This window comes from Ideonella alba (genome assembly GCF_018069875.1).
Taxonomy (GTDB): domain Bacteria; phylum Pseudomonadota; class Gammaproteobacteria; order Burkholderiales; family Burkholderiaceae_C; genus Ideonella; species Ideonella alba.
Genome location: NZ_JAGQDF010000001.1, coordinates 20852 through 34271, shown reverse-complemented (window position 1 = coordinate 34271; position 13420 = coordinate 20852). Strand labels below are relative to the sequence as shown.

Here is a 13420-nt window from a genome sequence, read left to right as displayed (position 1 = left end):
TCATAGGGAAGCGCTCGCGTTGGCGTCAAAGTGGTCGTCGGCCGCCATGCGACGTTCGCCGACATAGCCGCGCAGCACCAGCGCCAGATGCAGCGCCAGCAGCAGCCCGCCGACCGGGATGGCGGCGTAGACCCAGGACATCGAGATCTGGGTGGTGGGTGTCATCTGGTACTGCGCACGCTCCACATAGAGCAGACCGAACCAGACCATGAAGCCGAAGAAGGCGAACAGCATCGAGGCGATCAGCGCACGCAGCGCTACCGCGGCGCGTGGCGGCAGTGCATCCTGCAGGTTCTCAACCGCGATGTGCCCGCCGTAGCGCAGCACCGGACCCGCCCCCAGAAAGGTGAGCCACACCATCAAGTAGCGCGCCACTTCCTCGGCCCATTCGATGGACTCGCTGGTGGTGTAGCGCAGCACCACGTTGGCAAAGATGATGACGGCCATGGCCGCCAGCAGCAGCACCAGGGCGCCACGGTTGAGCCGCATCAGGGCGTTCTCGAAGGTCTGCATGGCAGTAGCCTCGGACAGGGTTCGGGGAGGCGCCCGCCGGTTCCTGCGCGCAGTGCGGCGGAACCGGCAGGGCACGGACTCACTTGATCGCCTGGATGGCGGCGATGCGCTCGGCGCCGAACTCCTTGGCGTAGTTCACATAGGCGGGCTTGGTGGCGTCCCGGAAGCTGGCGCTGTTGACCTGCCGGACGACCTGCATGCCTTCCTTTTCGAGCTGCGCAATGCCGTTGGCCTCGTCATCGTTGACCTTCTTGCGGGTAGCGGCGACGCTGGCCTTGGCGGCGTCGGAGAAGACCTTCTTGTCGGCGTCGCTGAGCTTGTTCCAGACCCGCGGCGAGGTCAGCAGCAAAGCAGGCGAGTAGACATGGCCTGTCAGCGACAGGTGCTTCTGCACCTGGGAGAACTTGGACGCCAGGATCACCGGGATCGGGTTCTCCTGGCCGTCGACCACGCCCTGCTGCAGCGCGCCGAAGACCTCGGGGAAGGCCATTGGGGTGGGCAGGATGCCGAAGGTCCGGTAGCCCTCCATGTGCACCTTGTTCTCCATCGTGCGCATCTTCAGGCCGGCGGCATCGGCAGCGTTGACGATGGGGCGCTTGTTGTTCGTCATGTGGCGAAAGCCGTTCTCGCTCCAGGCCAGCGCGACCAGGCCATGGGCCGGGAACCGGGTCAGCATCTCCTGACCGATCGGGCCGTCCAGCGTCTTGCGTGCATGGTCATAGTCGCGGAACAGGAAGGGCACATCGACGACCTTGATTTCGGGCACGAAGTTGCCGACCGGGCCGGTGGAGGTGAGCACGAAATCCTGCGTACCGAGTTGCACCGCCTCGATCTCCTCGCGCTCGCCGCCCAAAGAGCTGGCCGGGTAGACCTGGCACTTGTAGCGCCCGGCCGTGCCCTTCTCGATCTCTTCACAGAACTTGACCGCGCCGACGTCGTAATGCGAGCCCTTGGCCAGCACGTGGCCGAGCTTCAGGACGGTCTGTGCCGAGGCGGGGATCGCGGCGATCAGCAGGGCGGCGCCCAGGACGGGCGCGAGCCGCAGGAGGGAACGCTTGGACATCGGGGTCTCCTTCTGGATGGATTCGAGGCGCAACCCGATTGCTGTCATGTCGTCAGGTTGTCATACAAATATTAGGAGATCGCGCGATGGTCTGGCGAGCGGGTTTTCCCTTGGCGTTCGGTGGCGCGGTGGTGGCGCGGCGGTGGCCGGCGGGACACACAGAGCGGCGGTGGCGGCAGCGCGACTGCCGCCGAAGTGTCAGCGTCGGCGCGACGCAGCCGCTGGCTGGGGCTGGCCCAGTTCGGCACGCAGGCGGTCGGCCAATTGCTGGCCATGACGCGCCCAGAATGCCGGGTCGGCCTGGCCGATGCGGCGCGCCGCATTGACCATGTGTGCCGCGCCGGCCTGGCGCGCCGCGGCCACGTCGCCTGCATCGATGGCGGCGACGATGGCGCTGTGCTCCCGGTGCACCTCGGCTTCGAGGTCGGCGCGGGTGGCCTCGTTGGCCCGGGTGACGCGCGTGGCGTCCAGAAGGAAACGATTCAGGTAGGCCAGCGTGGCCAGCAGGAAGGGATTGCGCGAGGCCTGGGCGATCGCGGTATGGAAGGCCACATCCTCCTGCACACCATCGCCGCCCTGGCGCACGGCCTTGGCCAGGGCCTGCAGGGCCTGCCTGATCTGCTTGACCGACTGGGGCGTGCGGCGCGCCGCGGCGAGCGCGGCCGATTCGGCCTCCAGTGCGCGGCGCACCTCGACCATCTGGATCACCGCGTCGAGCGATCCGTCGGGCTCGAACGCCAGTTGCGACAGCGCCTGCGGCGAGGCGGTCTTGATGTAGGCTCCCGACCCCTGGCGGGATTCGATCAGCCCCAGCGTCTTGAGCCGTGAGAGGGCTTCGCGCACCACCGTGCGGCTGACGCCGAAACGCTCCACCAGCGCCTGCTCGGTTGGCAGCTTCTGGCCAGCGCTGAGTTGACCGTCGCGGATGCTGAGCGCCAGCGCGTCGGCCAACTGCTCCGACAGACGGGCGCCCACGCGCAGGGCTGGCATATTGCCGAAGGGCTGGTCAGCAGTGGTGGGCATGGTGGGAGCGGCCTGGAGGCTGTATGACAACAATATAAACCTTGTGGACAGGCTTCCCACCCGTGGCGGAGACACTGCGTTCAGACCGGCCCGCCAAACTGCTGCGCCGCCAGGTCGATGAAGGCCCTCACCTTGGGCGTCAGGTAGCGCGCACTGGCGAATACCGCGTGCACCGGCACCTCGGGCGCCGCCCAGTCGGGCAGCACGCGCTGCAGCAGCGCGCGCTGGCCGTCCGGCTCGGCCACGCGGCGCGGCAGCAGGCCGATGCCCAGACCACGCTGCAGCGCCTCGCGCGCGGCCAGGCTGGTGTTGACGCGCAGCCGCGGCTGCAGCTTGACGCGGTGGCTGTCGTCGCCGCGCGTCAGCATCCACTGGCCCTGCGGCGCGGCGCCTGCATAAACCACCTGCGCGTGCTGCACCAGCTCGGCCGGGCTGTCCGGCCGACCCTGCCGGCGCAGGTAGGCGGCCGACGCATACAGGCCGTAGTCCAGCGCCCCCAGCCGGCGTGCGGCCAGCGACGAGTCGGCCAGCGGACCCACGCGCACCGCCAGGTCGAAGCCTTCGTGGACGATGTCGACCACGCGGTTGGTGTAGTCGGCCTCGACCTGCACCTGCGGGTAGGTGGCCAGGTACTCGGCGATCCAGCCGCCCACCGCCACCAGGCCGAACTCCACCCCGCAGGTCAGGCGCAGCGTGCCCTGCGGCTCGCCGCGGATGCGCTGCATCGCCTGGCGCGCCTCGTCGACCGAGCCCAGGATGGCGTGGGCACGCTCGAAGAACTCGCGCCCGGCCTCGGTCAGCGACAGCGAGCGCGTGCTGCGCTCCAGCAGGCGCACGCCCAGTTCGCGCTCCAGTTCGCTCACCACGCGCGACAGGCGCGCCTTGTGCGTCTGCAGCGCATCGGCCGCGCGGGTGAAGCTGCCGGTCTGGACCACCTTGACGAAGGCTTGCAGCGAGGAGAGGTCCATTGTTGCCCCGTGTGTCAACAGTACGTCTCATTGTGATGGATTGATAGCCACGCCGCCAGCGACCAGACTGCCAGCCATCGCATCCACCGACCAGGAGACCCCGATGAGCCTGCAGGACCCCAATGTGCTGAACCCCCAGCGCCGCCAGCGCGTGGCGATGGTGATCGCCAACCCCGCGGTGTCCACCACCACCGGCTGGCCGGTCGGCTTCTGGTGGAGCGAGCTGACCCACCCGTACCACGCCTTCGTCGAGGTGGGTTACGAGGTCGAGGTCTTCAGCCCGATGGGCGGCGCCTGCACCGCTGACGCGATGAGCGACCCCAACGACCCCAGCGGCTACAGCCAGACCGACCTGATCAGCCAGGGCTTCCTCCACACGCCCAAGCTCAAGGCGCTGGTCGAGCAGACCCGGCCGGTGGCCGAGATCGACATCGCGGCCTTCGACGCCATCGTCGTGGCCGGTGGCCAGGCGCCGATGTTCAGCTTCGAGGGCGCGACCGAGCTGCACCGGGTGTTTGCCGCCTTCTTCGAGGCCGGCAAGGTGGCCGCCGCGCTGTGCCACGGCAGCGCGATTCTGGCCTATGCCCGTGACAGCCGCGGCGAGTACATCGCCAAGGGCCGCACCGTCACCGGCTTTGCCAACATCGAGGAAGACTTCGCCGACAACGCCGTGTGGTCCTACGGCCTGCTGCCGCGCGACAAGCATGTGATGCCCTGGCGCATCGAGGACCGCCTGAAGGCCCTGGGCGCCAATTACGTGCAGGCAGGCCTGTGGCGCAGCTTCGCGGTGCGCGACGGCAACCTGATCACCGGCCAGCAGAACTTCTCGGGCGGCGAGACCGCGCGCCTGGTGATCGAGGCCCTGGGCCGCTGAACCGGCAGGAGACGACGATGACAATCAGCATCCTCGGCGCCGGCAACGTCGGCATGGCCCTGGCCCGTGCGCTGCTGCGCGCCGGCCAGCCGGTGACCCTGGGCGTGCCCGAACCCGCCCGCTACGCCGATGCGGTGGCGGCGCTGGGGCCGCAGGCGCGCCTCACCGGCAGCGCCGCGGCCATTGACAGCGGCGGCCTGGTGATCCTGGCCGTGCCCTATGCCGCCGCGCTGGCCATCGCGGCCGAGCGGGCGGACTGGCAGGGCCGCGTGCTGGTGGACGCCACCAACCCGCTGGCACCGGGGCTGTCGGGCCTGAGCCTGGGCACCACCACCAGCGGCGCCGAGCAGATCGCCGCGCGGGCCCGCGGCGCCCGCGTGGTCAAGGCCTTCAACACCACCGGCGCCGAGAACATGGCCGACAGCCATTACGCACAGGGCGCGCCGATGATGCCGGTGGCCGGCGACGACGCCGCCGCGCGCCAGCAGGTGCTGGCGCTGGCCACGCTGATCGGCTTCGACGCCGTGGACATGGGCCCGCTCAGTGCCGCCCGCTACCTGGAGCCCCTGGCGATGGTGTGGATCCACCTGGCGTTCAAGCAGGGCCAGGGGCGGCAGTTTGCCTTTGCGCGGATGAGCCGATGAGCCACCAGCCCGATGCATCCGACGCCCTGCCCCCGCTGGTGCATGCGCGCAAGGCCACCTGGTTCGAACTGTTCTTCGACCTGGTGTTCGTGGTGGCGGTGGCGCAGCTCTCGGGCCACTACGCCCACCACTTCGATGCGGTCGGCGCTGCCGGCAGTGCGCTGCTGCTGATGGCGATGTGGTGGTGCTGGCTGGGCCACACCTTCCATGCCACGCGCTTCGACCAGCAGCGAGCCGACCAGCGCCGGCTGGGCCTGGCGCAGATCCTGGCCGTCTGCGTGATCGCCTACGGCGTCAGCGATGCCTTCGGCGAGCGGGCCGCCGGCTTCGCGCTGGGAATGGCAGCCTTCAAGGCCCTGCTGGTCGTGGCCTACCTGGCCGAGCGGCGCTGGCGCGGCGCGCAGGGCCTGATCCGTGCCTATGGCGGGCTGTACGGGCTGCAGGCGCTGCTGTGGGCGGTCTCGGCGGCGCTGCCGCCGATGCCGCGCCTGGCGCTGTGGGGGCTGGCACTGGCGCTGGACATGGCCTCGCCGTGGTGGGTGGCGCGCTACACCGCCGCGGTGCCGCCGCACCCCGAGCACCTGCCCGAGCGCTTCGGCCTGTTCACGATCATCCTGCTGGGCGAGGGCATGGCCTCGGTGGTGCATGCGCTGGACCATGGGCCGGCGCTGCACGGCACGGCCGTGGCGGCGGCGCTGCTGGGCGCGGCGCTGGCCTTCCTGACCTGGCTGGGCTACTTCGAGGTGACGCGCGCCCACGACGAGCGCGTGGTCGACGGCGCGGCCGGCGGCCGCCAGCTGCGGCGGTGGGCCTATGGCCATGTGCCGATCTACCTGGGCGTCTTCTGCCTGGCCGCCGGCACCGTGGCACTGGCGGGCGACGCGCCCTGGACGCCGGCGCAGTGGCTGCTGTTCGTCAGCGGCGTGGCGCTGATCCCGCTGGGGCTGGCGCTGCTGCGCCGGGCCCGCTGATGCGGCTCAGTGGCGCACGCGCGCCAGCCGCTGGTGGTCGATCACCGCGGCGTGGTCCTGCTCGTCAAGCAGCAGGCCGGCGGCGATCACGCCCAGGTCGCGTTCGTCGCGGCTGCGCGCCTGGCTCCAGGTCTGCACCGCCAGGCGAAGACGCTGGTTGTAGTCGGTCACCGTGGTGGGCGCGGGCTGACCGGGGCCGGTCAGTGCCTCGAAAAGGCGCTGGTCGACGGCCGACAGCCGGATGGAGTGCTTGTGGCGGAGCATGGTCTCACCTTCGCATGAATCGCATGCCCGCACTATCGGCGCAAATGCCGACTGACTGAGGCGAAACAACGGGCCAAAGCCGGCACTGGACCGCCGATGCGCCGATCTGGTGCGCCCCTCAGCCGTGCAACAGCGCCGCCGTCGCGGCATCGGCCGCCCACAGGTGCTCGATGCGCAGCGACGCCAGCGTCACATCCAGCGGTGCCCCGAAGCTGCTGAACATCGAGAACAGCCGCAGTTCGCCCGCACTGGAGCGCAGCCGGGTCAGCAGCAGCGGGGTGTGGGCGGTGGGCATCGGCCAGTCGGGCAGGTCGGCCGACAGGTGCTGCAGCCGCGCCGCCAGCGCCGGCAGGTGCTGGGCCTCGCGCCGCGCGCGGTGCAGCACCTCGCCGCAGGTCTCGGCCTCGTTGAGCAGCCGGCTGCGCAGGCCCTGCGGGCCCAGCATCCAGTCCAGCAGGTTCAGCGGACCCTCGGGCAGCGAGAGCTCCAGCAGCGCCAGCAGGCGCTGCACGCCGGCGTTGGCCATCAGCAGGTTCCACTCGGCGTCCAGCACCAGCGCCGGCGGGCTGCCGGGGGCGTGCAGCATCTGCCGCACCGCATCCAGTGCCGGGGCCAGCTGGGGCGCGTCCAGCGCGTGCTGGGTGTAGGCCGGCGCCAGGCCGGCGGCCAGCAGCGCGGCATTGCGCTCGGCCAGCGGTGCGTCCAGCGCATCCAGCAGGGCCAGCAGCGTGGCGCGGGTGGGGCGGGCGCGCCCGGTCTCGATGCAGCTCAGGTGGCGCTGGGACACACCGGCGCGCAGGCCCAGCTCCATCTGGCTGACGCGCCGCTCGCGGCGCAGGGCGGTGAGGGGGTGCATGGGCGCGAGCATAGGCCAGCCGGGTGATGGTGCCGATGACCTGGCAGGTCATTGCGGCGGTGCGCTGGCGGGCCGACAGTGGCGGACATCCCAACCCAAGGAGCCGGTCATGTCCCCCCTCAAGCCCATCCTGTGGATCGTCACCGCGGCCTTCGGCGCCTTCTCGCTGTGGGTCATGGCCCAGGTGGGCTACCTGGGCATCTGGCGCGAGGGCTTCGCCGGCCCGGGCAGCACGCAGATCACGATCGACCTGGTGCTGGCCTGCGGCGTGGCCCTGGGCTACGTCGTGCCCGAATGCCGCGCGCAGGGCCGCCCCGCCTGGCCCTGGGTGGCGCTGACGCTGGTGGGCGGCTCGCTGGGCCTGCTGGCCTACCTGCTGTGGCGTCGACCCTAAGCCGGCAGTTTCAGCAGCTCGAACGGGCCGCGGCCGGCCGCCGCGGTGATCAGGCCCAGCACGCGGGCCGGCTCGGGGCCCAGCATCTCCCAGCCGAAGCGCCAGCTCCAGTTGTGGTCGCCCAGGCTGCCCGGCAGGTTCATGCGGTGCTCGGGGCCCAGACCCAGCACGTCCTGCAGCGGAAACACCGCCAGGTTGGACACCGAGTTGGCGGCGGCGCGGATCATGCCCCAGTGGATGTCGTGCTCGCCGCAGGCCATGTAGCAGCAGGCGTACTCGCGCTCGCGCGGCGTGGCCGTGGCCCACCAGCCGCGCACCGTGTCGTTGTCGTGGGTGCCGGTGTAGACCACGGTGTTGGGGTCGTAGTTGTGCGGCAGGAACTCGTGCGTGCCGTCGTCGCCAAAGGCGAACTGGACGATCTTCATGCGCGGAAAGCCGGTGGCTTCGAGCAGTTCGATCACGTCGGGCGTCACCAGGCCCAGGTCCTCGGCAATGATCGGCAGCGGGCCCAGCGCGCGCTCGATGGCCTCGAACAGGGCCTTGCCCGGCCCGGGCTTCCAGGTGCCCTCCACCGCGGTGGGGCAGCTGGCCGGGATCTCGTAGTAGCCGGCGAAGCCGCGGAAGTGGTCGATGCGGAACACATCGGCCTGGTCCATCGCACGGCGGATGCGCGCGCTCCACCAGGCGAAGTCCTCCTTCTTCATCTTCTCCCAGCGGTACAGCGGATTGCCCCAGCGCTGGCCCAGCGCGGTGAAGACATCGGGCGGCACGCCGGCCACCACGGTGGGCTGGCACTGCTCGTCGAGGTAGTACAGCTCGGGGCGGGCCCAGCAGTCGGCGCTGTGGTGGGCGATGAAGATCGGCAGGTCGCCCATCAGATGCACGTCGCGCGCATTGGCATAGGCCTTGAGCGCCGCGGCCTGGGTGTCGAAGCACCACTGCACCCAGGCCCAGAAGCCGATCTCGGCGGCGTGCTGCGCCCGCGCGGCGGCCAGCGGCTTCTTCAGGCGGCGGCGCAGGCCGTCGTCCCAGGTCCACCAGGGCTGGCCGCCGTGCGCCGTCTCCAGTGCCATGAACAGCGTGTAGTCGTCCAGCCAATGGGCCTGGGCGGCCTGCCACTCGGCCAGGGCGGCGCGGTCGCTGGCCAGCGCCTGGCGCTCGAAGCCGGCGAAGGCGTCGCGCAGGCGGTCCATGCGCCACGGCACGATGCGGCCGAAGTCGACGCGGCTGGCGTCGAAGTCAGGCACCGTGTCCAGGCGCAGCCAGCCGCGCTCCACCAGCGGCTCCAGCGCCACCATCAGCGGGCTGCCGGCGAAGGCCGAGACGCTCTGGTAGGGCGAGTTGCCCGGGCCGATCGGCGTGGTCGGCAGCCACTGCCACAGGCGCTGGCCGGCGCTGGCCAGCCAGTCGACGAAGCGGTAGGCGTCGGGGCCGAAGTCGCCGATGCCGTGCGGGCCGGGCAGCGAGGTCACATGCAGCAGCACGCCGCTGGCGCGTTGGTTCAGGTTCATGGGTCGTGTGTCTCCGTCAATCAAGGCTGCGCAGCACGACCAGCGCATGCGCAGGCACCATCAGCGGCGCACCACGCGGCGGCTCCAGGCCGCGCAGCAGTTCGCCGCAAGAGTCCAGCGCCACCTGCCAGCGCCCGGGGGGCAGCGTGAAGCGGGTGGGCAGGATGTCGGGGTTGAAGGCCAGCATCAGCCGGCGCTCGTCGGCGGGCGCATCGGCGCCGGGCAGGATCTTGCAGGCGAAGGCGTGGCTGTGGCTGTCGTGCCAGTCGGCCACCTGCATCTCGTGGCCATTGGGGGTGAACCACATCAGGCTGCGCTCGCCGGCCGCCGCTGGCGCGTGCTGGAACCAGCGGTCGTGGTGCAGCGCTGGTTCACTGCGGCGCAGCGCGATCAGGTCGGCCACCACCTGGGTCAGCGCGTCATCGGCGCGTGTCCAGTCGTGCCAGGTCAAGGGGCTGTCGTGGCAGTAGGCGTTGTTGTTGCCCTGCTGGGTGCGGCCGGCCTCGTCGCCGCCGCCGAGCATCGGCGTGCCCTGGGCCAGCAGCAGCGTGGCCAGCATCGCACGCTGCACCCGGCCGCGCAGCGCGATCACCGCCGGGTCCTCGCTCGGACCTTCGGGGCCGAAGGGGGCGCAGGGTTCGCCGTCACGGCCGTCGCGGTTGTCCTCGCCGTTGGCCTGGTTGTGCTTGCCGGCGTAGCTGACCACATCGGCCAGCGTGAAGCCGTCGTGTGCGGTGATGAAGTTGACACTGGCGCTGGGGCTGCGCTGGCCGTGGTGGAACAGATCGGACGAGGCGGTGAAGCGCCGCGCCAGCTCGCCCCGGCGCACGCTGCGGTCCAGCCAGTAGCGGCGCACGGTGTCGCGGAACTTGTCGTTCCACTCCAGGAAACGGCCGGGAAAGCGGCCCAGCTGGTAGCCGCCCCAGCCGGCATCCCAGGGCTCGGCGATCAGGTGCACCTGGGCCAGCAGCGGGTCCTGGCGCAGCGCGGTGAAGAACGCAGCCTGCGGGTCGAAGCCGTGGCGGCCACGGCCCAGCACCGGCGCCAGGTCGAAGCGGAAGCCATCCACCCCATAGGCCTCGACCCAGTGGCGCAGGCTGTCGAGCACGAACTGCGTGACGCGCGGGTGCGACAGGTTCAGCGTGTTGCCGCACCCGGTGTGGTTCTCGCAGTGGCTGGCATCGTCGGCGCGCAGCAGGTACCAGGCGGCGTGGTCCAGGCCGCGCCAGCTGATCGTGGGTCCGGCCTCGCTGCCCTCGGGCGTGTGGTTGTAGACCACGTCGAGTACCACCTCCAGCCCAGCCTCGTGCAGCGCATGGACCATGGTGCGGAACTCCTCGTGCACCAGTGCCGGGTCGTGGCGCGCGGCGGCGCTGGCCAGGCGGGGCTCGGGGGCGAAGAAGCCCACCGTGTTGTAGCCCCAGTAGTTGGTGGCGCCGCGCTCGGCCAGGTGGGACTCGTCCAGGCGCTGCTGCACCGGCAACAGGCTCAGCGTGGTCACGCCCAGACGCCGGAAATGGGCAATGCTGGCCGGGTGGGCCAGCGCCGCGTAGCTGCCACGCAGCGCCGGCGGAATGGCCGGGTGCTGCTGGCTGAAGCCCTTGACATGCACCTCGTAGAGCACCAGGTCGGCGGCCGCGGTGCGCGGCGCATTGGCGCGGCCGGGCGCCGGGCCGATGGCCTCGGGCACGCGGGCCTTCAGCGCGGTGACGGCGTTGTCGCGGCGGTCGAAGCTGCGCGGCCCCTCGGGGTGGCCCACCTCGTAGCCGTGGTGCTCGTCGGACCAGTGGAAGTGGCCGACGATCTCGCGCGCACAGGGATCGAGCAGCAGCTTGTGCGGGTTGAAGCGGTGGCCCTGTTCGGGCTGGTAGGGGCCGTGCGCGCGCAGGCCGTAGACCAGGCCCGGCCCGACGCCGGGCAGGAAGCCGTGGAAGACCTGGTCGTGCGGCCCGTGCAGGCGGTAGCGCTTGAGCTCGCGCGTGCCGCTTGCGTCGAACACGCACAGCTCGATCGCCTCGGCGTGCTGCGAGAACACGGCGACGTTCACGCCGCCATCGCGCGCCAGCGCGCCCATCGGCTCGGGGCGGCCAGGCTGCACCTGGGTGGGGAGATGCACGTTCATGCGCAGCGTCGTGCAAGCCTCATGCCGGCAGCAGGACCAGCGTGGCCAGCGGCGGCAGCGTCAAGCTGATCGAGCGGGCGCGGCCCTGCGCCGGCTGGTCCTGCACCGCCAGCGCCTGACCGCCGTTGCCCAGGTCGCTGCCGCCATAGACGGCGGCGTCGCTGTTGAGCGCCTCGCGCCAGGCGCCAGCGCCGCCCGTCACGCCCAGACGGAAGCCCGGCCGCGGCACCGGCGTGAAGTTGCACACCACAAGGGCCTCGCGGCCCTGGCCATCGCGGCGCACCCAGGCGAACACCGACAGCTCGCGCTCGTCCACCACCAACCATTCGAAGCCGGCGCCATCGCAATCCAGCGCATGCAGCGCCGGCTGTTCGCGGTAGAGGCGGTTGAGGTCGGCCACCCAGCGCTGGATGCCGGCGTGGCGCGGCTGGGCCAGCAGGCCCCAGGGCAGCTCGGCATCGTGGTTCCACTCGGTGGGCTGGCCGAACTCCTGGCCCATGAACAGCAGCTTCTTGCCGGGATGGCCCCACATGAAGCCGTAGTAGGCGCGCAGGTTGGCGGCCTGCTGCCAGGCGTCGCCCGGCATCTTGGTCAGCAGCGAGCCCTTGCCGTGCACCACCTCGTCGTGCGAGAGCGCCAGCACGAAGTGCTCGCTGAACGCGTAGACCAGGCCGAAGCTCATCTTGTCGTGGTGCCAGCGCCGGTTCACCGGGTCTTCGCGCAGGTAGGCCAGGGTGTCGTGCATCCAGCCCATGTTCCACTTGTAGTGGAAGCCCAGGCCGCCGTCGAAGGTGGGCGCCGACACCTTGGGGAAAGCGGTGGACTCCTCGGCGAACAGCAGCGCACCGGGCGCTTCCTGGCCCAGCACCTCGGCGGTGCGGCGCAGCAGCGCGATCGCCTCCAGGTTCTCGCGGCCGCCGTGCACGTTGGGCACCCATTCACCCGCCGGGCGGCTGTAGTCGCGGTAGAGCATCGAGGCCACCGCGTCGACCCGCAGGCCGTCGATGCCATAGCGCTCGACCCAGTACAGCGCGCTGCCGACCAGGAAGTTGCGCACCTCCACCCGGCCGAAGTTGTAGATCAGCGTGTTCCAGTCGCGGTGGAAGCCTTCGCGCGGGTCGGCGTACTCGTAGAGGGCGCTGCCGTCGAACTGCGCCAGACCGTGGGCGTCGGTGGGAAAGTGCGCTGGCACCCAGTCAAGCACCACGCCCAGGCCATGCGCGTGGCAGGCGTCGACGAAGCGCTGAAACGCTTCGGGGCCGCCAAAGCGTGCGGTGGGCGCGTACAGGCCCAGGGTCTGGTAGCCCCAGCTGCCGTCGAACGGGTGCTCGGTGATGGGCAGCAGCTCGATGTGGGTGAAGCCCAGCCCGGCCACGTAGGCGGGCAGCGCGGCGGCCAGCTCGTCCCAGTCGTGCCAGCGGCCATCAGGGTGGCGGCGCCAGCTGCCGGCGTGCAGCTCATAGACGCTGATCGGCTGGCCGCGGGTGTCGGCCACCTGGCGCTCGGGCGCGCGCTCGCGCCGCGGCGGCAGCGCGGCAACCACGCTGGCGGTGCCGGGGCGCAGCTCGGCGGCGCGCGCATAGGGGTCGGCCTTGAGCGGCAGCACCTGGCCGGCGGCACCGAGGATCTCGAACTTGTAGCGGTCGCCCACGCCGGCCGCGGGAATGAACAGCTCCCAGACGCCCGAGCTGCCGCGCGAGCGCATCGGGTGGCGGCGGCCATCCCAGGCGTTGAAGTCGCCCACCACGCTGACGCGGCGCGCGTTGGGCGCCCAGACCGCAAAGCGGGTGCCCGCCAATGCGTGCGGCCCCTCGCCCAGTGTCAGCGGCAGCGCACCCAGCATCTCGAAGGGGCGCAGGTGGGTGCCTTCGGCGAAGAAATGCAGGTCGGCGTCACCCAGCAGCGGGCCGATCGCATACGGATCGGCCAGGACGCTGCTGCCGCCATGGTCCCAGGTGATGCGCAGGCGGTAATCGAAGCGCTGCCGGCGCCGGGGCACCGGGCCCTCGAACAGCGGCGTGCCGCCGCGCGCGGTCAGCGTGGCCACGCGCTGGCCGGTGCCCACCGCCACCACCTCCACCGCCACCGCGCCTGGCAGCAGCGCGCGCACCCACAGCCGCCCGTCGGCGTCGGCGTGCAGGCCCAGCACGGCGAAGGGGTCGGGGTGTTCGGCGCGCAGCAGCGCCTGGGCGTCGTGGTCGGTGAGCATGATGGGGT

Annotated in this window: 13 protein-coding genes; 4 read left to right on the top strand and 9 right to left on the bottom strand. The window is 71.1% G+C overall.

Annotation, left to right across the window (positions count from 1 at the left end):
* From KAK07_RS00160 to KAK07_RS00145, 4 genes are all read right to left on the bottom strand, one after another.
* Complete coding sequence (locus KAK07_RS00160) at positions 1-513, bottom strand: TRAP transporter small permease (RefSeq protein ID WP_210854850.1); 513 nt, start codon at positions 511-513, stop codon at positions 1-3.
* Positions 514-592: 79 nt separating this feature from the next.
* Positions 593-1576 carry a TRAP transporter substrate-binding protein gene (locus KAK07_RS00155; RefSeq protein WP_210854853.1) on the bottom strand — a complete coding sequence of 328 codons (984 nt, stop codon included), beginning with the start codon at positions 1574-1576 and terminating at the stop codon, positions 593-595.
* A 198-nt stretch (positions 1577-1774) separates the two neighbouring features.
* Positions 1775-2599: a FadR/GntR family transcriptional regulator gene (locus KAK07_RS00150; protein WP_247661187.1), complete on the bottom strand. Its 825-nt coding sequence runs from the start codon at positions 2597-2599 to the stop codon at positions 1775-1777.
* Positions 2600-2679: 80 nt separating this feature from the next.
* The gene (locus KAK07_RS00145) at positions 2680-3567 is read right to left on the bottom strand and encodes a LysR family transcriptional regulator (RefSeq protein WP_210858304.1); all 888 of its coding nucleotides are present in this window, start codon (positions 3565-3567) and stop codon (positions 2680-2682) included.
* A 103-nt stretch (positions 3568-3670) separates the two neighbouring features.
* On the opposite strand from KAK07_RS00145, the gene KAK07_RS00140 reads away from it, so the two are divergent.
* The 3 genes from KAK07_RS00140 to KAK07_RS00130 are packed head-to-tail and all read left to right on the top strand — an operon-like array spanning position 3671 to position 6056.
* Positions 3671-4441, top strand: a complete 771-nt coding sequence (locus tag KAK07_RS00140; protein WP_210854857.1) for a type 1 glutamine amidotransferase domain-containing protein — start codon at positions 3671-3673, stop codon at positions 4439-4441.
* Positions 4442-4458: 17 nt separating this feature from the next.
* Positions 4459-5085 (top strand): NADPH-dependent F420 reductase, encoded by a 627-nt coding sequence (locus tag KAK07_RS00135; protein WP_210854860.1) that lies wholly within the window; start codon positions 4459-4461, stop codon positions 5083-5085.
* Entirely contained in the window at positions 5082-6056 is a 975-nt protein-coding gene (locus tag KAK07_RS00130; RefSeq protein WP_210854863.1) for a low temperature requirement protein A, read from the top strand. The genes KAK07_RS00135 and KAK07_RS00130 overlap by 4 nt, the downstream gene beginning before the upstream one ends.
* A 6-nt stretch (positions 6057-6062) precedes the next feature.
* Here the strand turns inward: KAK07_RS00130 and KAK07_RS00125 are convergent, their stop codons facing one another.
* Positions 6063-6320: a hypothetical protein gene (locus KAK07_RS00125; RefSeq protein WP_210854866.1), complete on the bottom strand. Its 258-nt coding sequence runs from the start codon at positions 6318-6320 to the stop codon at positions 6063-6065.
* A gap of 118 nt (positions 6321-6438) precedes the next feature.
* Positions 6439-7176, bottom strand: a complete 738-nt coding sequence (locus KAK07_RS00120) for a helix-turn-helix domain-containing protein (protein ID WP_247664191.1) — start codon at positions 7174-7176, stop codon at positions 6439-6441.
* A 109-nt stretch (positions 7177-7285) separates the two neighbouring features.
* Between KAK07_RS00120 and KAK07_RS00115 the strand changes: the two genes are divergently transcribed.
* On the top strand, positions 7286-7570 hold the full coding sequence (locus tag KAK07_RS00115; RefSeq protein WP_210854868.1) for a DUF2834 domain-containing protein: 285 nt from the start codon (positions 7286-7288) through the stop codon (positions 7568-7570).
* On the opposite strand, the gene malQ is transcribed toward KAK07_RS00115, so the two are convergent.
* From malQ to glgB, 3 genes are read right to left on the bottom strand one after another with little or no spacing between them, the layout of a single operon-like run.
* Complete coding sequence (malQ, locus tag KAK07_RS00110) at positions 7567-9081, bottom strand: 4-alpha-glucanotransferase (protein WP_210858300.1); 1515 nt, start codon at positions 9079-9081, stop codon at positions 7567-7569. The genes KAK07_RS00115 and malQ overlap by 4 nt on opposite strands.
* Before the next feature lie 16 nt (positions 9082-9097).
* A complete protein-coding gene (glgX, locus tag KAK07_RS00105; protein ID WP_210858299.1) occupies positions 9098-11203 on the bottom strand; it encodes a glycogen debranching protein GlgX in 2106 nt (701 codons plus the stop codon).
* A 19-nt stretch (positions 11204-11222) separates the two neighbouring features.
* On the bottom strand, positions 11223-13412 hold the full coding sequence (glgB, locus tag KAK07_RS00100; RefSeq protein ID WP_210858297.1) for a 1,4-alpha-glucan branching protein GlgB: 2190 nt from the start codon (positions 13410-13412) through the stop codon (positions 11223-11225).
* Between the last annotated feature and the right edge of the window lie 8 nt (positions 13413-13420).

Bases quoted from the DNA above. Each gene is read 5' to 3' on its own strand.
- KAK07_RS00160 (WP_210854850.1), bottom strand. From the start codon at position 513: ATGCAGACCTTCGAGAACGCCCTGATGCGGCTCAACCGTGGCGCCCTG.
- KAK07_RS00155 (WP_210854853.1), bottom strand. From the start codon at position 1,576: ATGTCCAAGCGTTCCCTCCTGCGGCTCGCGCCCGTCCTGGGCGCCGCC.
- KAK07_RS00150 (WP_247661187.1), bottom strand. From the start codon at position 2,599: ATGCCCACCACTGCTGACCAGCCCTTCGGCAATATGCCAGCCCTGCGC.
- KAK07_RS00145 (WP_210858304.1), bottom strand. From the start codon at position 3,567: ATGGACCTCTCCTCGCTGCAAGCCTTCGTCAAGGTGGTCCAGACCGGC.
- KAK07_RS00140 (WP_210854857.1), top strand. From the start codon at position 3,671: ATGAGCCTGCAGGACCCCAATGTGCTGAACCCCCAGCGCCGCCAGCGC.
- KAK07_RS00135 (WP_210854860.1), top strand. From the start codon at position 4,459: ATGACAATCAGCATCCTCGGCGCCGGCAACGTCGGCATGGCCCTGGCC.
- KAK07_RS00130 (WP_210854863.1), top strand. From the start codon at position 5,082: ATGAGCCACCAGCCCGATGCATCCGACGCCCTGCCCCCGCTGGTGCAT.
- KAK07_RS00125 (WP_210854866.1), bottom strand. From the start codon at position 6,320: ATGCTCCGCCACAAGCACTCCATCCGGCTGTCGGCCGTCGACCAGCGC.
- KAK07_RS00120 (WP_247664191.1), bottom strand. From the start codon at position 7,176: ATGCACCCCCTCACCGCCCTGCGCCGCGAGCGGCGCGTCAGCCAGATG.
- KAK07_RS00115 (WP_210854868.1), top strand. From the start codon at position 7,286: ATGTCCCCCCTCAAGCCCATCCTGTGGATCGTCACCGCGGCCTTCGGC.
- malQ (WP_210858300.1), bottom strand. From the start codon at position 9,081: ATGAACCTGAACCAACGCGCCAGCGGCGTGCTGCTGCATGTGACCTCG.
- glgX (WP_210858299.1), bottom strand. From the start codon at position 11,203: ATGAACGTGCATCTCCCCACCCAGGTGCAGCCTGGCCGCCCCGAGCCG.
- glgB (WP_210858297.1), bottom strand. From the start codon at position 13,412: ATGCTCACCGACCACGACGCCCAGGCGCTGCTGCGCGCCGAACACCCC.